General features: G+C 65.5%; 18 protein-coding genes. 12 read left to right on the top strand and 6 right to left on the bottom strand.

Annotated elements, in window-relative coordinates; translation table 11 throughout:
- Positions 1-38 precede the first annotated feature (38 nt).
- From HFGMBDPB_RS22830 to HFGMBDPB_RS22805, 6 genes are all read left to right on the top strand, one after another.
- On the top strand, positions 39-326 hold the full coding sequence (locus HFGMBDPB_RS22830) for a hypothetical protein (protein WP_016453658.1): 288 nt from the start codon (positions 39-41) through the stop codon (positions 324-326).
- Entirely contained in the window at positions 323-715 is a 393-nt protein-coding gene (locus HFGMBDPB_RS22825; RefSeq protein ID WP_212646329.1) for a hypothetical protein, read from the top strand. Before HFGMBDPB_RS22830 ends, HFGMBDPB_RS22825 begins: the two co-directional genes overlap by 4 nt.
- A 245-nt stretch (positions 716-960) precedes the next feature.
- On the top strand, positions 961-1,260 hold the full coding sequence (locus HFGMBDPB_RS22820) for a hypothetical protein (RefSeq protein WP_088165099.1): 300 nt from the start codon (positions 961-963) through the stop codon (positions 1,258-1,260).
- Between the two features lie 82 nt (positions 1,261-1,342).
- A complete protein-coding gene (locus HFGMBDPB_RS22815) occupies positions 1,343-2,272 on the top strand; it encodes a dioxygenase family protein (RefSeq protein WP_212646328.1) in 930 nt (309 codons plus the stop codon).
- 12 nt (positions 2,273-2,284) lie between these two features.
- Entirely contained in the window at positions 2,285-3,928 is a 1,644-nt protein-coding gene (locus tag HFGMBDPB_RS22810) for an ATP-binding protein (protein ID WP_212646327.1), read from the top strand.
- Positions 3,925-4,620, top strand: coding sequence for a response regulator (locus HFGMBDPB_RS22805; protein ID WP_012204984.1), 696 nt, complete (start codon positions 3,925-3,927; stop codon positions 4,618-4,620). Before HFGMBDPB_RS22810 ends, HFGMBDPB_RS22805 begins: the two co-directional genes overlap by 4 nt.
- Before the next feature lie 27 nt (positions 4,621-4,647).
- On the opposite strand, the gene HFGMBDPB_RS22800 is transcribed toward HFGMBDPB_RS22805, so the two are convergent.
- A complete protein-coding gene (locus HFGMBDPB_RS22800; protein WP_212646326.1) occupies positions 4,648-5,958 on the bottom strand; it encodes an NtaA/DmoA family FMN-dependent monooxygenase in 1,311 nt (436 codons plus the stop codon).
- A gap of 19 nt (positions 5,959-5,977) precedes the next feature.
- A complete protein-coding gene (locus HFGMBDPB_RS22795; protein ID WP_349305391.1) occupies positions 5,978-7,927 on the bottom strand; it encodes a TonB-dependent receptor in 1,950 nt (649 codons plus the stop codon).
- A 358-nt stretch (positions 7,928-8,285) separates the two neighbouring features.
- Between HFGMBDPB_RS22795 and HFGMBDPB_RS22790 the strand changes: the two genes are divergently transcribed.
- The gene (locus tag HFGMBDPB_RS22790) at positions 8,286-9,077 is read left to right on the top strand and encodes an IclR family transcriptional regulator (protein ID WP_096916011.1); all 792 of its coding nucleotides are present in this window, start codon (positions 8,286-8,288) and stop codon (positions 9,075-9,077) included.
- 30 nt (positions 9,078-9,107) lie between these two features.
- Here the strand turns inward: HFGMBDPB_RS22790 and HFGMBDPB_RS22785 are convergent, their stop codons facing one another.
- Complete coding sequence (locus tag HFGMBDPB_RS22785; protein WP_016448105.1) at positions 9,108-9,923, bottom strand: ABC transporter ATP-binding protein; 816 nt, start codon at positions 9,921-9,923, stop codon at positions 9,108-9,110.
- A gap of 119 nt (positions 9,924-10,042) precedes the next feature.
- Here HFGMBDPB_RS22785 and fepB point away from each other — a divergent pair, with 119 nt between their 5' ends.
- The 3 genes from fepB to HFGMBDPB_RS22770 are packed head-to-tail and all read left to right on the top strand — an operon-like array spanning position 10,043 to position 13,161.
- The gene (gene fepB / locus HFGMBDPB_RS22780) at positions 10,043-11,044 is read left to right on the top strand and encodes a Fe2+-enterobactin ABC transporter substrate-binding protein (protein WP_212646324.1); all 1,002 of its coding nucleotides are present in this window, start codon (positions 10,043-10,045) and stop codon (positions 11,042-11,044) included.
- A gap of 3 nt (positions 11,045-11,047) precedes the next feature.
- The gene (locus HFGMBDPB_RS22775; RefSeq protein WP_212646323.1) at positions 11,048-12,124 is read left to right on the top strand and encodes a FecCD family ABC transporter permease; all 1,077 of its coding nucleotides are present in this window, start codon (positions 11,048-11,050) and stop codon (positions 12,122-12,124) included.
- The gene (locus HFGMBDPB_RS22770) at positions 12,121-13,161 is read left to right on the top strand and encodes a FecCD family ABC transporter permease (RefSeq protein WP_212646322.1); all 1,041 of its coding nucleotides are present in this window, start codon (positions 12,121-12,123) and stop codon (positions 13,159-13,161) included. The genes HFGMBDPB_RS22775 and HFGMBDPB_RS22770 overlap by 4 nt, the downstream gene beginning before the upstream one ends.
- Positions 13,162-13,207: 46 nt before the next feature.
- Here HFGMBDPB_RS22770 and HFGMBDPB_RS22765 read toward each other — a convergent pair whose 3' ends face one another.
- Positions 13,208-13,579: a hypothetical protein gene (locus HFGMBDPB_RS22765; RefSeq protein WP_016448101.1), complete on the bottom strand. Its 372-nt coding sequence runs from the start codon at positions 13,577-13,579 to the stop codon at positions 13,208-13,210.
- 630 nt (positions 13,580-14,209) lie between these two features.
- On the opposite strand from HFGMBDPB_RS22765, the gene HFGMBDPB_RS22760 reads away from it, so the two are divergent.
- Positions 14,210-15,468 (top strand): IS3 family transposase gene (locus tag HFGMBDPB_RS22760; protein WP_249343635.1). Its coding sequence is split into 2 segments (ribosomal slippage): positions 14,210-14,540 and positions 14,540-15,468, totalling 1,260 coding nucleotides; the frame shifts between segments, so codons are not numbered across the junction.
- Between the two features lie 95 nt (positions 15,469-15,563).
- On the opposite strand, the gene HFGMBDPB_RS22755 is transcribed toward HFGMBDPB_RS22760, so the two are convergent.
- Positions 15,564-16,145, bottom strand: coding sequence for a hypothetical protein (locus tag HFGMBDPB_RS22755; RefSeq protein WP_212646321.1), 582 nt, complete (start codon positions 16,143-16,145; stop codon positions 15,564-15,566).
- Positions 16,146-16,282: 137 nt separating this feature from the next.
- On the bottom strand, positions 16,283-16,576 hold the full coding sequence (locus HFGMBDPB_RS22750; RefSeq protein ID WP_013802861.1) for a hypothetical protein: 294 nt from the start codon (positions 16,574-16,576) through the stop codon (positions 16,283-16,285).
- Positions 16,577-17,380: 804 nt separating this feature from the next.
- Here HFGMBDPB_RS22750 and HFGMBDPB_RS22745 point away from each other — a divergent pair.
- Positions 17,381-17,857, top strand: coding sequence for a hypothetical protein (locus HFGMBDPB_RS22745; protein ID WP_212646320.1), 477 nt, complete (start codon positions 17,381-17,383; stop codon positions 17,855-17,857).
- Positions 17,858-17,931: the final 74 nt, after the last annotated feature.

Below are 17,931 nucleotides of genomic sequence, written 5' to 3'. Positions count from 1 at the left end.
CAGGGTGGATATCTTTGATATATCCAAAGGAGTTGAGTATGCCGACCCGCACAAACGCCAACCAGATTGCCTTCCGCTACCGCGCAGTGGACAGCGCCACCGGCGTCACGCGAGAAACCGCCAAGCGCCTGGCCGAGCATCTTGGTGTTGATGAAACGCAGGCGATACACCGTGCGCTGCATGAGCTTGCCGTACGCATGCTGCCGCAGTACGAGGCGGATGACGGCCCCTTGACGGCAGCCCAGGTCAGGCAAATCAAGAAAAAAGTGCCGCAAGGTGAGCAACGCTCGGTGAAGTCGAGCTTGTTCGACTTGGAGACGCTGTGACCGCACCTTGGTGGGATGAGCCCACGGCGGGCGACATCGTCTGGTGCTATTTCCCGCAAGACATCATTCCCGGGCCCAAGCCTCGGCCCGCGCTGATCCTGGTGGTCTTCGATGACGATGCTCCGCAGTTCACGGTACGAGTCGCCTACGGCACCAGCCAGCGCACTACCACGCTGTACAAGGGCGAGTTCGCCATCCTGCGCGAGCGCAATCCCGTGGCCTATGCGGCTGCCGGGTTGAGCTATGACACGAAATTCAATCTCAAGCAGGCCCTGGATCTGCCGTATACGGCAGAGTGGTTTGCAGTGCCGCCTGCAGCTCCCCATGGACAGACGCCCAAGTTGGGAGTCCTGCATCCTTCCCTTGTGCGCGCGGTGCAGGCCGCTTAGCAGGCAGTGTCCAAATAAGCAGGGTCCTGCCACGGCCGCCGGGCCTGTCCTGTGTCGCAGGTGCCTTGCCCGATGGGAATCAACAAGCTGATGGTGGACAACGGCAAGGAGTTCACGTACGCCTTGTCCGCAGGCAATGTAAGCCGGGTGCAGCCATCAGACGATGTTGCAGAACCCACGTCCACTTCTCCCAATTTCCCCCCAGATTGGTCGCAAGAATTCCTTGGCAACTCCAGGAAAAGACCATGATTGATTTCTCGCAAACCAACGCTTCACGCATTCGCCCGGCCCTGGTGCTGGCTATGGCGGCCTTCGCGGCGGCCTGCAGCCATGCGCAGGGCCACGGGGGGCACGGCAATCCGCCGTCGCCGCCGCCCGAGGCCTATACGGCCTGCCAGGGCAAGGCCGAGGGCGACAGCGTGACGCTGACCATGCCCGATGGCAAGACGCTGGCCGGCACCTGCCGCAGCCTGAACGGGCAGCTGGTGGCCATGCCAGCCGGCGGGCCCGGCGCAGGCGGGCCGCCGCCCCATCCGCAGCAGTGATCGCGTGGCCCGGCGGGCCACGCCGCCGGGCTGTCTGCAACCCCACGGGCCTGCGCACAGGCCCTCATGAAAAGCCATCCCCATGAACCACTCTCAAGATGCCCATGATCTTGCCCACGACCTGGGCCTTCAGCACGATCTGCAAGTCATGGCGCGCCGCCTGTCCGAGCGCCGCCGCCTGTTGGGCCTGATGGCTGCCGGTGGCGCTGCCGCGCTCTTGTCCGCCTGCGGTGGCGGCGGAGGTGATTCCGGTGATTCGACAGGGACCGGCACAGGAACCGGGACAGGAACGGGCACCGACACGGGAACGGGCACAGGTACGGGCACGGGGACTGGAACCACGACCGGCACCTGCATGGTCGATCCCACGGAAACCGAAGGCCCTTACCCCGCCGACGGCTCCAACGGCTCGCGCGGCAGCCTGGTCAACGTGCTGTCGCAAAGCGGCGTGGTGCGCAGCGACCTGCGCAGCAGCTTTGGCGGCATGAGCGGCACGGCTGCGGGCCTGCCGCTGACGCTCAATATCACCCTGGTCAACGTCAGCACCAACTGCAGCCCGCTGGAAGGCTATGCCATCTACCTGTGGCATTGCACCCGCGAGGGCGAGTATTCGCTGTACTCCACCGACCTGCTCAACCAGAACTTCCTGCGCGGCGTACAGGCGACCGACAGCAATGGCGAATGCACCTTTGTGACCATCTTCCCGGGCTGCTATGACGGGCGCTGGCCGCACATGCACTTCGAGGTGTTCCGCAGCCTCAACACGGCCGGCAGCTACACCAACAAGCTGCTGACCTCGCAGATGGCCATGCCCAAGGACATCGCCAGCGCCGTCTATGCCGGTGTCAGCGGCTACAGCGCCAGCGTCTCCAACCTGTCGCGGGTCAGCGTGACATCGGACAATGTCTTCGGCGACAACACCAGCGAGCAGATCGCCTGGCAGACGCCCACCTTCACCGGAGACACCACCAATGGCCACACCGCCACGATTTCCATCGGCATTGCCGTCTGACGCAGCAACTGAATGAGCCTCCACCTCCCGCGCCTGAAGCTGCAGCACAAGGCCTTCTTCGCCCTGGCCGTGCTGCTGGTGGCCCTGCTGCTGGTGTTTCTCGGGTTCTCGCGCCTGGGGCTGCAGCGGGGCCTGGGCCCGTACATGGCCGAGGTGGAGCTGACCGGCATGGACGGGCTGGCCGAGCGGCTGGTGCAGCACCATGAGCAAAACGGCGGCTGGGATGCGGCGCGCGCCAACCCCGGTTTCTGGCGCGACATGGTGCGCCCGGGCGCAGGCATGGGCCAGGGCTTTCCTGCGGGCGAGCCCGGGCCACGGCCCTCCATGCCCATGCCCATGCCGGAGCCGAGGCCTGGTTTTGAGGGAAGCCACGGTCCGGGGCCGGGCCCGGGGTTTCCACCGCCACCTGGGCCGGAAGGCGGAGAGCGTGCCGATCGCTCAGATCGATCAGATCGCTCCGACCGTACAGACCGTACAGACCGCCCCGGCCCGCCGCCGGACCGCCCCTTCGGCGGCCCGTGGGCGCGCGTGGGCCTGCTGGATGCCCAGGGCCAGCTCATCTCCGGCATGGCGCCGCAGCCCGGTGCGGCGCACCGCGTTCTGCGCGCCGCCAACGGGCAGGCCATTGGCGAGATCGTGCTGTCCCCCGTGCAGACCGGGCAGGGCATGCAGCGCGACCTGGACCGCGCCTTCCTCGCGCAGCAGATGGGTTTTGTGGCCTGGACCGGGCTGGCCGGCCTGCTGCTGGCGCTGCTGCTGTCGGCCTGGCTCACGCGGCGCTGGCTGGAGCCGCTGACCGCCTTCGTCGACGGCCTGCGCGGCATTGCGGCCGGGCGGCTGGACACGCGCGTGGCCATCAAGGGCGATGCGGAGCTGGCCCGCCTTGCGGAAACCTTCAACGACATGGCCGTGCAGCTGGCCACCATGGAGGCCTCGCGCCAGCGCTGGCTGGCCGACGTGGCGCATGAGCTGCGCACGCCCCTGTCCACCATGCGCGCCGAGGTCGAGGCCGTGCAGGACGGCGTGCTGCCCATGGACGACCGCATGGCGCTGCGCCTGCACCGGCAGATCATGCGGCTGATACGGCTGGTCAGCGACCTGCGCGTGAGCCTGGACGACCCGCAGGCCCTGCACGGCTCGGGCCATGTGCCCGTGCATGTGCTGACCCTGCTGGGCGAGGCGCTGGACGGCGCGCGGCCCGGCTTCGAGCAGGTCGGCATCGGCCTGGACCGCTCCACCGTGGACCAGCTGGCCGCGCGCATTCCGCCGCCGCTGGTGCAGGGCGACCCGCACCGGCTGCACCAGGTGTTTGCCAACCTGCTGGAAAACAGCCTGCGCTACACGGCTGCGGGTGGGCGGCTGCAGGTGTCTGCTGAAATCGTCCAGATGCAGGACCGCAGCATGCTGCAGCTGCGCTGGGACGACACGGCTCCCGGCGTGGCCAGCCAGCACCTGCCGCGCCTGTTCGACCGCCTCTACCGCGTGGATGCCTCACGCGTGCGCGACGGCGACGGCCTGGGCGGCTCCGGCCTGGGGTTGGCCATCTGCCGCACCATCGTCCAGGCCCATGGCGGCAGCATCGAGGCGGCTGCCTCGCCGCTGGGCGGCCTGCGCATCACGCTGTGGCTGCCCTTGCTGGAGAATCCCGCGCCATGAAGCCTGCCCGCATCCTCCTGGTCGAAGACGAGACCGACATGGCCGCCATCGTCATCGACTACCTGCGCCATGCCGGCTACGAAGTCGAGCACATCCGCCACGGGCGCGAGGCGCTGGACCGCATGCTGCGCTCCCCGCCCGACCTCACCGTGCTGGACATCATGCTGCCGGGGCTGGACGGCCTGGACATCCTGCGCCAGTTCCGCCCCCACAGCGCCAGCCCCGTCATCCTGCTCACCGCGCGTGTCGAGGAAATGGACCGCCTGCTGGGCCTGGAGCTCGGTGCCGACGACTACATCTGCAAGCCTTTCGCCCCGCGCGAAGTCGTGGCCCGCGTCAAGGCCGTGCTGCGCCGCAGTGCCGGCCCCGGCCCCGCTCAGCAACGCCTGACGCTGCTGCCCGAGCAGGGCCGCGCCATGCTCAACGGCAGCGTGCTGCCGCTGACCAAGCGGGAGCTGACCTTGCTGCAGGCCCTGATGCGCCAGCCCGGCCGCCTGTACTCCCGCGCACAGCTGCTGGAGCTGGCCTGCGCCGACACGCTGGACGTGAACGAACGCGCCATCGACAGCCACATCAAGAACCTGCGCAAGAAACTCAAGGCGGCGGACGACCGCCATGAGTGGATTCGCTCCGTCTATGGCGTGGGCTTTGCGTTCGAGCCCGATGGCGGGTCCGACACGCGGGCGCAGTGAAGGCCCGGCGAGGGCAGGGAGCAGCCCCTACCTCGACTCGTCGAGGTGCTCCATGAACGTGGTGCCCGTGTAGCGGGAGCGGAACAGGCCGGCCTCCACCAGGCGCGGCACCAGCTGCTCCAGCACGCAATGCAGGGACTCGACGGAGCCGCCGGGCGCGGCCAGAAAGCCGTCGATGGCGCCAGCAGCGCTCCACTCGGTGATCTGCGCCACGGCATCGTCCACCGTGCCGACCACCTGCCAGTGCGCGGCGGAGAGGATTTCCGGCCGCAGCAGCAGCTCGTCGATGCGCAATGACTCGCGCTCCATCAGGCGCCTGAGCAGGCCCGCATGCGTGCGGCTGGACGGGGTTGCCACGGGCGGCGGAAGGTCGGCTGCGGTGATCGGCCGGTCTGCGGGCCAGTCCGTCAGGTCCAGGCCGACCATGGCCTTGATCGATGCCAGCTTGCGGCCCCTGTCCACCCGGCCGTGCGTCTGCTGGAACATCTCCCGGGCCTGCTCGCGGGTGTCGGCCAGGTACAGGCTCAGGCCGGGCAGCAGGCGCACATCCTGCGCCTGCCGCCCATGGCGCTGGGCGCGCCGAGACAGGTCCCGGCGCAGCTCCAGCGCTGCGTCCAGGTCCGGCGTGGGGGCGAAAACAATGTCTGCCACCGATGCGGCAAAGTCGCGCCCGGTGCTGGACGCGCCCGCCTGCACCAGCGGAATGCGCGGGCCGCCGAACTCCGGCAGGTTCAGCGGGCCGCGCACCTTCAGGTGCGGTCCCTCGTGGTCTATGGGGTGGACCAGCGAGGCATCGGCATAGCGGCCGCTGTCCCGGTCGATCTTCAAGGCCTCGTTGGGGAAGCTGGCCCACAGCCGGCGCACCACGTCGGTGAATTCTGCGGCCCGCGCATAGCGTTCATCGGCATCGGGCATGGCCTGCAGCCCGAAGTTCTCGTGGCCCTGCAGGGCCGTGACGATGTTCCACCCGGCGCGGCCGTTGCTGATCCAGTGCAGCGACTGCAGCTGGCGCGCCACCGCATAGGGCGGGAAAAACGTGGTCGATACCGTGGACACCAGGCCGATGCGCGAGGTCTCGCGCGCCAGCGCGGCCATCAGCACCGTGGGGTCCAGGCTGGCGAAGCCAGCTCCCGTCTCCAGCGCCTCCATGGGCAGAAAGCTCACGTCCGGGCGGAAGACGAAGTCCAGGTGCGCGGCCTCGGCGCGCCGGGCCAGGTCCAGGGCGAAGTCGCTGGAGTACAGCCCTTCGATATGGCTGCCGGGCCGCCGCCAGGCGTCGCCGCTCAGCCAGGTGGGGGCCAGCGAAAGGCCGATGTGCAGGGGTTTGCGGGTTGTCATGTCTGGTGCCATTCCCATCTCAGAACGTTCCCCGCACGCCCACGCCGATCATGCGCGGCGCGGTCATGCTGGCCTCGATGCCGCCGATGCCGCGGTTTTGCTGCAGGTACGTCGGTGCGCGCCTGTCGAAGACGTTCTTGATATAGCCGTACAGCTGCACGCGTGCGTTGTAGGCATAGGTCATGCGCAGGTCGGCGATGGTGTTGGAGCCGACCGCATAGGCGCGCGTGTTGGCGGTATCGGAGTAGTAGCCGTCCAGGTGGCGCACCTGGCCGGAGACATTGAACCGGGGGCTGGCGTCCCAGCTCACGCCCAGGCTCAGGTTGTAGCCGGGCGAGCGGGCGAAGCGGTTGTGCTCGTAGCCGGGGTTGCTGCCCATCTCCTCGATGCGGGTGCGCAGCACGCCCACGCCGGCCTTGATCCGCAGGTTGTCCAGCGCGCGGTAGTCGGCGCCCAGCTCGAAGCCGTAGGCATGGGCCTTCTCCGCGTTGATGGTGTAGGACTGGGCCACGCCCGGGGAGATGACCACGGGGATGTTGTACTGCGCATCCCGCATGTCCATGTAGAACAGGTTGGTGTTGAGCATCAGCCGGTCATCGAGCAGGCTGGCGCGGCTGAACAGCTCGTAGTTCCAGATCGACTCCTTCTTGAAATAGGCCCACTGCCGGCTGGTGAGGTTCAGCGACACACCGCCCGGGTTGTAGCCCCGGCTGACCAGCGCGCCCACGGTCCAGCGCGGTGTGGCGGCATAGGCCAGGGACAGCTTGGGCAGCAGTGCCGAGAAGGTTTTCGTGTAGTCGAGGGCGGTGGGTGCCAGCACCGAAGTGCCGGTGCGCACCACCTCGTCCTGTTGGTAGCGCAGGCCGCTGGTCAGGGTCCAGCGGTCGGCCAGGCGCCAGTTCAGCTCGCCGAAGACGCCCAGGTTCTTCTTCGTGTCGTCGAAGGCGGACAGGCCGCGCAGCAGCAGGCTTTCGTCCGTGCCGGTGCGCGCGTAGTAGACGCCGCCGAAGCCGCTAAGGCGGTCCTTGTCGCTGCCCACCAGGGCGCGGAACTCATTGGAGACATTGTTCTGGCGGATATCGGCATCGCCCTCGCCAGGAATGCCCGTATAGCGCTGCACGGACGAGCGCGAATACTGGGACTGGTTGACCAGCCGCACGCCGTTGCCCAGCTCGTAGCTGAGGTCGAGGATGCCGGTGTCGGTCTTCTGCTTCCAGCTGGGCATGGTCGTCGTCCAGTGCTCCAGCGCGTTGAACGGAGCGGACGCTGCCTCCTGGCTGGGGCGGTTGCTGTCGTTGTGGGAATAGGTGAACTTGGCCTCCAGGCCCGGAACGCTGCTGGGCAGCCACAGGAACTTCATGCGTGCGTTCAGCGCGCGGAAATTCTGATCGGCCTGGCCCCGCTGGAACTGCGGATTGGTGTAGTCGATGAAAGTGTCGCGCCCCGAGTAGTCCACGGCCAGCCGCGCGGCCAGCTCCTCGCCCACGGGGCCGGAGACGGCGATGGACGCACGCCGCGAGTGGTAGTCGCCCGCCTCCAGCTGGTAGGCCCCTTCGCGCTTGAAGCTGGGGTCCTTGGTGTTCACGACGATGGCGCCCGCAATGGCATTGGCACCCTGCGAGGTGGTCTGCGGGCCGCGGAACACCTCGATGCTCTCCACATCCCAGACCGAGGTCGCGCCGAAGAACATCTCGTTGTAGTTGAGGTAGTGCCCATCCAGGTTGATGGTGGCGCGCGGCACCGTGCCGCCCCAGAAGACGTTCTGGCCGTTGTTGGGGCCCTGCGTGTCCTGCCCGCGGATGATGGGCGCACCCACCGTGTCGGTGTAGACCACGTTGGGCACGTCGTGCAGCACCTCGTGGACCGAGGCATTGCCGGACTCCTGCCGGGCCAGGTCCTTGCCGGCCTTGACCGACACGGAGGAGGCCGTGTCCTTGAGTTCGCGCCTGACCTTTTCTCCGCTGACCACGACCGCTTCAAGCGCGTTGGATTCCCCCCCGGAACCCGATGCGCCCTGTGCGAAGGCGCCGGCCGGCGCCATCAGGGTAGAGAGTGCGATGGCGCCCGCCCGGGACGGGAGCCTGCGATGGAAACACAGCTTCACAGCATCTTCCTTTGATGAGAATGATTCGTATTTTTCAAAGGTCGCCATCATGCATTGAAATTCCACAGTAGGGAATGCATTCCCACATGCGGAAGGAAGAAACAGCGGAGAAATGGTGTGCGCGCACCCGTGCAGAGCCTTCGGCAGAGCCGGTATCATCGACACCGGCGGCGCCTGCGCCCCCACCTGCGATGCGCCTGGTACAGGCAAGAAAGCCCAGCCCTTGAAAACAACAACACCTCAGACGACAGCCGGCGAGAAGCGCTCTGGCACCATCCAGTCCGTCTCCATCGCCACCCGGTTTCTCATGGTCCTGGCCAATGCCGAAAGCGAGCTGGCGCTGGGCGAGGTGGCCCGGCGAACGGGAACGGGGGGCTCCACGGCCCACCGCTACCTGCAAAGCCTCGTCAAGGAAGGCCTGGCCAAGCAGGACCCGGCCAGCGGCCTGTACGACCTGGGCAGCGCGGCGCTGAGCATCGGCATTGGCGCGCTCAAGCGTGTGGATGCGGTGGAGATTGCGGCGCAGCGCATGAAGGCGCTGACGCACAGCCATGCGCTCAGCGGCGGCGTGGCCATCTGGACCGACCGGGGGCCGACCCTGGTGCGCTGGTACCGCAGTGCCTACTTCTCGATCAACCCGCTGGCGCTGGGCGACATCCTGCCCATAGACAACACTGCCTGCGGCCTGGTGTTCCAGGCCTTCCTGCCCAAGGCCACCATCGACGCCGCACGGCGCCAGCAGCCCGCCCATTTCCGTGGCAAGCCGCCAGCCAAGGCCGTGCTCGACGAAGTGCGCGAGCGCTGCTGGTCCGAGATGACCAGCCACCTGCTGTCCAACGTCACGGGCCAGGCGGCGCCGGTGTTCGATGCGCAGCATGAAATCGTCTGCGCGGTTACCACCGTCTCGGACCTGGGCCAGCTCAAGTCACCGGAAGACCGGGTCGCGCTGTTCCGCGAGGCCAGCCTGATCAACCAGTCCACGGGCGGGCGGGCCTTCAGCGCAGATTCGCCTTGAAAGCCGCGCCGGGAAGAATGGCCGGGCGCCTCAGTTCCCTGCGGCGCGCTCCATGGCATTCACGGCCCTGCGCCCCCTGGGCACCACCAGGGGCGTCCCCGACACGGGGTCTGCCATGATCACGGCCGGCAGGCCGAACACCTCCTGCACCAACTGCTCCGTGAAGATCTCCCCGGGCGCGCCCTGCGCGGCAATGCGCCCGTCGCGCATGGCGATCAGGTGCGAGGCATAGCGGCAGGCCTGGTTGAGGTCGTGCAGTACCGCAACCACCGTGCGGCCGGCGTCGTTGAGATCCGCCAGCAGCTCCATCAGCTCGATCTGGTGGGCGATGTCCAGGAACGTCGTGGGCTCGTCCAGCAGCAGGATCGGCGTCTGCTGCGCCAGCACCATCGCAATCCACACCCGCTGGCGCTGGCCGCCTGACAGCTCGTCCAGCAGGCGGCCGGACAGTGCTGCCACATCGGTGGCCTGCATGGCCTCGGCCACGGCCTGCTCATCCGCGTCCGTCCACTGCCTCAGGAAGGATTGATGGGGGTAGCGCCCTCGCGCCACCAGGTCCGCCACCGTGATGCCCTCGGGCGCCACCGCGCTTTGCGGCAGCAGGCCCAGGCGCCGCGCCACCTCCTTGGCGGGAAATTGCGAGATGTGCCGGCCATCCAGGATGACCTGCCCGGCCACCGGCACCAGCAGCCGCGACAGCGCACGCAGCAGGGTGGACTTGCCGCAGGCATTCGGCCCCACGATGACGGTGAAGGAGCCATCGGGAATGGCAAGGGACAGGCCCTGCGAAATCGTGCGCTCGCCGTAGCGCAGCGTCACCGCATCAGCACTCAGGCGCTGCGTCATGGCCGGTCATTTCCCACAATCGATAGGTCCTTCGGTGTTTGCAATGTGGAATGAATTCTACAATACGGAATACGCTGAAGACGCCGCCCTGGCGCCCGGCCCCGTCGCTTCGGATCGAGATGAACAGACTCCAACTTGCCGCCCTGGGCGCGGCCGCCGCACTGGCCGTGCTGGCCTGTTTCGCATGGTTTCCACGTGCCGCCGTTCCCGTGGCGGGCGCCGCACCGCATACATCGGATACATCGCATGCGTCGCATACATCGGATACGCCGGCTGCAGCACACGCAGACCATGCACCGCTGCCCCGGCGCATCGTCTCCACCTCGCCCAGCGTGACCGGCATCCTGCTGGCCATCGATGCGCCGGTCGTTGCGACCGCCGCGACCACGCCCAGCCGCATGACCGACGACAAGGGCTTTTTCTCGCAATGGGCCGCGGTTGCCGACAAGCGCGGCGTGCAGGTGCTCTACCGCAACCTGCAATTCGACATCGAGGCCGCCATCGGCGCCAGCCCCGACCTGCTGGTGGCCTCCGCCACCGGGGCCGACAGCGTGGCCCAGCACCGCACCGAACTGCAGGCGCAGGGCGTGCCCATGGTCGTGGTCGACTACTCCAGCCAGTCCTGGCAGGACATCGCCACCGAGCTGGGCCGCATCACGGGCCATGCCAAGCAGGCCGCCGCAGCCATTGCCCGCTTCGATGCCCATGTGGCGCAGACCGCCGCCTCCATCACGCCCCCGGTCCGGCCCGTCAGCATCGTCGCCTACAACCTGGCCGGCAGCTACTCCATAGGACGCGCCGCCAGCCCCCATGCGCGGCTGCTGGCCGCACTGGGCTTCAAGGTGGAGGGCCTGCCGCCCGCGCTGGCCGCCCAGGTCACACGCGCCTCGGACTTCGAATTCATCTCCCGCGAGAATCTCTCGGCCGCCATCACCGGCGACTCCGTCTTCCTGCTCGGCGCCTCGCAGGGCGATGTGCAGGCCTTCCTGGACGACCCACTGCTGGCCAACCTGCCCGCCGTTGCCGGCCGGCGCGTCTATCCGCTGGGCCCGACCTCGTTTCGCATCGACTACTACTCGGGGCAGCAGATGGTCGACGCCGTGGCAAGCCATTTCCGCTGAGCCATGCGTGCACGGCTCCAAGGCGCGGTGGCGCGGCCTGCCCAGCGCTCCTGTTTGCGGTCCTCCTCGCGGTCCTCCCGACACTGCAGGCGTTGGCTGGGCCTTGCAGGCGGGCTGCTGGCGCTGGCCATCATCGCCGTGCTCGGCATCACCGTCGGCTCGCGCGACATTGCGCTGGCCGACATCCTCGGCGCGCTGCGGGCTCCGGACCTGCGTGATGACCAGCACCTGATCGTCAGCCTGCTGCGCATGCCCCGCACCGTGGTGGCCATCCTGGCCGGCATGGCGCTGGGCGTGGCCGGCGCGCTCATGCAGGCCGTCACCCGCAATCCCCTGGCGGAGCCGGGCTTGCTGGGCGTCAACGCGGGTGCGGCGCTGGCCGTGCTCATCGGCATGACGGCCTTCGGCTTGACGTCCGTGCTCCAGTACGTCTGGTGCGCCTTTGCCGGCGCGGGGCTGGCGGGCGCCGCCGTCTTCGCGTTCGGCCAGTCCCGAGGCACGGGCGCGCACCCGGTGCGCCTGGTCCTGGCCGGGGCCGGCCTGTCGGTCATGCTCACCTCCAGCGCCGGCATCATCCTGCTCAACGCGCCCCCGGAAGTCTTCGACGGCTTCCGCCACTGGGCGGCGGGCTCGCTGGAGGGCAGCGGCTATGCCAGCGCCGCCGTGCTGGCGGCCGCCGTGGCGGCGGGGCTGGCGGCGGCCTGGGCCATCGTCGGCCAGCTCAACGCCATGGCACTGGGGCATGACGTGGGCCTGGCGCTGGGTGTCAATGTGCGCGCCACCGCGCAACTGGCCTGCCTTGCGGTCATGCTGTTGGCGGGGGCGGCCACGGCGGCCGTGGGGCCCATCGCCTTCGTCGGCCTGGTGGCGCCGCATCTTGCACGCCTCTCGTGCGGGCCGGACTACCGCTGGATACTGCCGCTGTCCGCGCTCTACGCGGCGGTGCTGCTGCTGGGGGCCGATGTGCTGGGCCGCGTCGTCGCGGCGCCTGCCGAAGTGGCTGCGGGCATCGTCGCCTGCCTGATCGGCGGGCCGTTCTTTGTCTGGGTGGCGTGCAGATACCGGTTGAGCAGGCTATGAAGAGCTCCGTGAACACATCGGTTGTGCGCTGGGGCGCCTGTTCGTTTCTCTGGCGGACCAGGCCGCTGGCCGTGGGCATGGCGCTGGTCGTGCTGGCCCTGGTGCTGGGGGTGCTGCTGCTGGGCACGGGAACCCTGTCCCTCAGCTCCGCCGAAGTGCTCGACAGCCTGCTGGGCACGGGCTCCAACCCCGCAGCTGAGCGCATCGTGCAGCGGGTGCGGCTGCCGCGTGTCCTCACGGCCGTCTTCGTTGGCGCGTCGCTTGGCATGGCGGGCGCCATCTTCCAGTCCATCTCCCGCAACGCGTTGGGCTCGCCGGACGTGATCGGCTTCACCACCGGCGCGGCCAGCGGGGCGATTGCGCTCATCGTGCTGGGTGACGCCGGGCCGCTGTGGACATCGCTGGCCGCCGTGCTGTCGGGCATGGCCACGGCGGCGGTCGTGCTTGCGCTGTCCGGAGGCCGGCGTGCTGGCGGCGGCTACCGGCTGGTGCTGGTGGGCATAGGCGTGGGGGCCACGCTCTCGGGCCTGAACACCATCTTGCTGGTCATGGGGGACCTGGACCGGGCCGTCGCCGCGCAGCGCTGGCTGGCCGGCTCGCTCAGCGCGCGGACCTGGGCGCATGTCGTGCCCGCTGCGCTGGGCTTCATCGCCATCGTGCCCGTCGTGCTGTGGTGCGCCCGCCGCATCAACCTGCTGGAGCTGGGCGACGATGCCGCCACACAGCTCGGCGTCAACGTGCCGCGCACGCGGCTCACCATGGTGATGGCTGCCGTGGCCCTGACCGCCATCGCCACGGCAGCGGCGGGGCCCATCGCCTTCATCGCGCTGGCCGCGCCCCAGGTGGCCAGGCGCCTGGGCCTGTCGCCCGACGTGCCCCTGTTCACGGCGGCAGCCATGGGCGCCGTTCTGCTGCTGGCGGCCGACATGCTCAGCCAGTGGGCACCCGTGCGCCTGCATCTGCCCATCGGGCTGGTGACGGGGCTGCTGGGCGGGGTGTATCTGCTGTGGCTGCTTTTTCGCACGCGCAAGGGGTAGACGGCCATGCAGGGTGCAGCGGCGCGCAGACCCGTTGCCTCCGGGACTACCTGCCGCCGCGCGCCACCCCAGGCCCCGCCACGGTGTACACATGCCCGGCCTCTTCGGCAGCCACCTTGGCCGCCTCGCTGCGGCGCACCTCCGCCTGGTCCTCGTACTCGCAGTTCATCACTCGGGCTTCACTGCCCGCGAACTCCGCCAGCGATTCAGCACTGTTGCGAATGGTCACCAGCGCCTGCGCCACCACGTCCAGCCGCTGATGGCCCTCGGGGATCTCCAGCCAGGCCAGCGCCAACTGGGCCAGGGCGGAAACCTCGGCACAGCCTTGCTGCACGAAGCGGTCCATTTCATGCAGCGCTGTTGCGAGCTTCTGGGCGTGGGTGTTTTCGGGGGGAGGGGATGGGGGGATGTGCTTCATGGGTTCGACTCTCCACGAAGCATTCGATTGGCGTCTGACATTGCATCTCCTTCAGAAAGGGATGATGCTTGCCGGTTTTTCGGGACGCAGATACTACGAGTTGCGTAGCTGATTGACAGGGTGTTCAAGAAGATGGGGGCTGTCGAGTGGGTCTGAGGGGGCGGCCAGCTTGTCGCAAGCGCACAGATCAATCGCTATGCGTTGGGCAAGCCCAAGCCGTACCTGCTGTACCGTGCGCAAGCTGGCCGAAGTCCTCAAGGTGCCGACGGCGTTTTTCTGCTCGGATACGGATGATGGAGTTCGCAGTCGCTGCTCAGCGATGGGCAGGCGAGTGAGGATGTGCGGGAGAACGTACGAGGATGTTGGGGAATTAGGGCGGCTCTGCCCTGCCATCCCTAGGGCCGGCGAAGACAGTCAGCTCCTGCTTGGTTCTTGTGCGCTGACACAGCAATTCCTCGATAAACAGGATGCCGACATCGATACCATATGGCTGGCTCAATCCGGTTACGACCTGCCCCTCAGCGACGAATACCTCGTCAAGGTCGAAGATGCCAACAGGCTGAAATAGCCCCCTGATTCCCCGGCCCCGTCCTATCGCTTATCTTTGAAGATAGGAACAGGACTGTGCATATGACTAGGCATACGGAGTCAATCGAGGTAGTCGTGAAGGACCAGCGCCGCAGGCGCTGGTCTCTCGCAGAGAAGGCGGCGCTGGTGCGCCGAACCTACGAACCAGGCATGAGCGTGTCATTGGTCGCTCGGCAGGAAGGCGTTTCGGCTGGACTGCTGTTCCAGTGGCGCAAGCTCGAACGCCAGGGGGCTTTGACCGCCGTCTCCGCTGGCGAGGCAGTCGTGCCCGCATCCGAACTGGCGGCTGCCCGCGCGGAAATCGCCAAGCTGCAGCGCGTGCTCGGCAAGAAAACCTTGGAGAACGAAATCCTCAAGGAAGCCGTGGAGTACGCCGCAGAAAAAAAGTGGATTGCGCGCTCGCCCTTGTTGCCCGGGGACGACCAGTGAAGACGGTCTGCAGGACGATGGGGCTGGCGCGCTCGCATGTGCGCGACCTGCTTGGGCGCGGTGAAGACTGGACCGATGGCCGCAGCCATCGCACACCCAGCGACGATGCCGGGCTGCTCGCCGAACTGCGCCAGGAAATTGCCGACTTGCCCAGCTATGGCTACCGACGTGCCTGTGCCTTGGTGGACCGCCAGCGTGCGGCACGGGGCGCCCCGAGGGTCAACGCCAAACGCGTCTATCGCGTCATGGCACAAGCCGCTTTGCTGCTGCCCAAGGCGCCTCGCCGCCGCCAGTCCGCACGCACGCATGAGGGCCTTGTTGCGGTCTCGCGCAGCGACCTTCGATGGTGCTCCGATGGTCTGGAAATCAAGTGCGATTCAGGGCAGACCGTGACAGCCGCCTTCGCCAAGGACTGCTGCGACCGTGAGGTGCTGGCTTGGCGTGCATGGGAGGGCAAGGGACTGCCAGGCGAGCCGGTTCGCGAGATGCTCATCGAGGCCGTCGAACGCCGATTCGGCTCGGTCGAAGCGGTCCCGCAGGGCCAGGAGTTGGAGTTCCTCAGTGACAACGGCGGTGCCTACATCGCCTCCGAAACGAGGGCACTGGCACGCGCGCTGGGCCTGAAGCCCATCAACACGCCCGTCTGCAGCCCGCAGAGCAACGGCATGGCCGAGAGCTTCGTCAACACCTTCAAGCGCGACTATGTGGCGCGCATGGACCTAAGTGACGCGCAGACGGTACTGGCACAACTGCCAGCGGCCTTCGAGCACTTCAACGAGGTGCATCCGCATTCTTCGTTGAAAATGCGTTCGCCTCGGGAGTTCAGGCGGCAACAGGCTGCAGGGGCTGACCAAGTGCTTTATTGCGAATAGGGCGGGGTCGGGAATACGGGGGCAACATCAAGGCACTACGTTCGTTCGATCACCGGGCCCATCGTGATTTGCGTCGCTCAAGCCGGGGAGCATGCCTATGGCGCGATCGTAGGCTGCCTCGGCATCGCAGGCAGCGAACAGATGCGACGCGATGAAATGGCGTTTCTATTTGTTTCGACGATATGCGTGTCGATTAGTTGTGTTTTCAAATCGGATCCAATGCGATCTCGAACGCTGGTGAGGACAGAGATAGGACCGCGCAAGAGCAAGCCATAGCCTCCAGTCAGCAGTGTATGAAAGGATGCCGGTGAACCCGGCATCATTCTGGATGCGGCCAGCCAGCCTTTGTAGTGGTGATGAAGAATTTCCCAAATATAGGCATAAATTTGGTAAGGATCCTGGGGGCACGAGGAGAAGTAAAGGCTGCCTTGTCTTCCGGAGCGGTTCAGGAGCAAGGGGTGCTCCCGGTATACGGATATTGCATTTGCACTGCAAATGCACACGTCGGTGTCCAGCCATTGCTTGCACACGATTTTGGATTCTCTGCGTATCCGTGAATTTTTCCAGTCATCGCATTCGATCGAAATGAAGAGTTCATTGTTCTCTGAACGACTTATGGATGTAATCAGGCCGTTGCTGTCATCATGGAAAATTTCTGCCAGTGCCTCAATATTCATGTCTTCTGGAATGTCATGGGTGGATGTTCGGCGCCCCAGGACATGAGAGCCACCATATGTCTGACGTTTTATTAATTAGTGATTTTTACTGAGTTTTCGCAGATGCGTCTGATCGGCCGAAAGCAGTTCTCGGCATCTTATTGCTCAAGTGTCAACATTTGCTTTAGCCATTGATCCGCCGTCATGTCCTCAACTCCGATCACATGATGTATATACATCATCGCCTTTTGCAGGCCGTATCGTCCGTCCAGCCTGTATAGAAGATAGTTGGCTGTGATCACTGCGCCGGTGGGCCAGAGCCGCCGAAAACTCTCCAGATCCTTGTCAACGATTTCGCCATAATTGGCCAGATCACCGCACTCCGCTTCGATGGATCGACCAAGAATATTCTCGATCGTGGTTCTTGTATCTGCATTTATCTTGAATGCCATTGTTATCTCCATGCGGCCGTATTGATTGTGCTTGATCTCAAGAGCTTGTACCACGGACTGGCATTGTCTGTCGTCGCACGCCGGTTGTCATCTGCATCAAGCCCGCCTAGACCAATCTATTGAATGACGCAGCTATTCCGATTCGTTCGCACTCTGCTTCGGCCTGTTGGACTTCAAAATCCAGATAATATCCTAGGTCCCAACAGAGTTTCCCGGCTCGGTGCTGCTCATCAAGTCTGGCAGGCACAAAATGCTCTGCAAATGAAAGAGCTTTCTTTAACTGGATCAATGCCTTAAGGCCCTTTATTCCTGTGGAAACCGATGCCGTTCCAACGAACAGGTCATGGCCTTTCACGTCCGAAAGATCGGGGATGTAATTGCAGCGCACTGCACATCCATTCCCGCATTTTTTGCAGTGCCATATTTCCATTGCAGATTTCTCCGCGGGGCGATGAAAATCAGTACTTGTACAGATGGGGCATTCCATGTTGGAGGCGGGTTGCTGGTGCTTCCAGTAGATTCAAACCTGGCTTCAGGGTCGCAGTCGGCTGATTGTGCCGCATGATGAGGAGCCTGGCATCGTGATTCAGGCGTGCTGCCATGCATCCTCAGCGTTTGCGGTGGCGGTGAGTAGGCATGGTGGCAGGTCGCCTCGCGATGGCGTGCATGTCTTCGGGCGGAGTGCCCGCATGTGTCACGCGACAGGGATGGTGAGCCTACGGAGGGTGAAGGAGGTTGACGGGACCTGTGCGAGGTAAGGACAATCGATCGTCATGGACACTGAAAATTAAATCTTGACACCACATGAACGTTATTGAAGCTGTAATGCACATGTCGCTTTGCGCGAAGGCTCCCCATCCTGTCCTGGTGGTTGACGGGGTGCCGCTTGAGTTATGGTTGAAAGAGGCAGATTGCTCGGCTGTCTTTGGAGAAGATACTGTGGGTGGCCTTGTCCCGGCCCAAGGGTGGCTTATTGATGAGTGCGATTTGCATAATGCCTGGTATCTTTTGAATCCAAAAAATGAAAATTCGTCGACGATAGTGCCAATCATGATCTGTCCAGATGATATGGATATGAATTGCACTGTTGCGGTGGTAGAGCAGCTGGTTGATGAAGAAATGGTGAGTTGGGCGAGAATCGGACGTGCTATCGATGTGAGAAATGGTATTGTTGTTTCGGTTGAATGGGTAGCGGGAAATAAAAGAGCAGTATTTGACAAGACGGCTTTTTCTGCGGCGGTTGATGAGTTGAGGCGTCTGACAGAGGAGGTCTGGAGCTAGCCTCTGGCCACAGTCGCAAAGCTGGAATTGAGCGCCTTGCGGAAAACCAGTGATTCCTGGTCGATCGAGGTTGC

The organism is Delftia sp. PE138, from assembly GCF_018320755.1.
In the GTDB taxonomy this organism is placed as follows: domain Bacteria; phylum Pseudomonadota; class Gammaproteobacteria; order Burkholderiales; family Burkholderiaceae_C; genus Comamonas; species Comamonas tsuruhatensis.
This window is presented reverse-complemented; position numbering and strand designations above follow the sequence as displayed.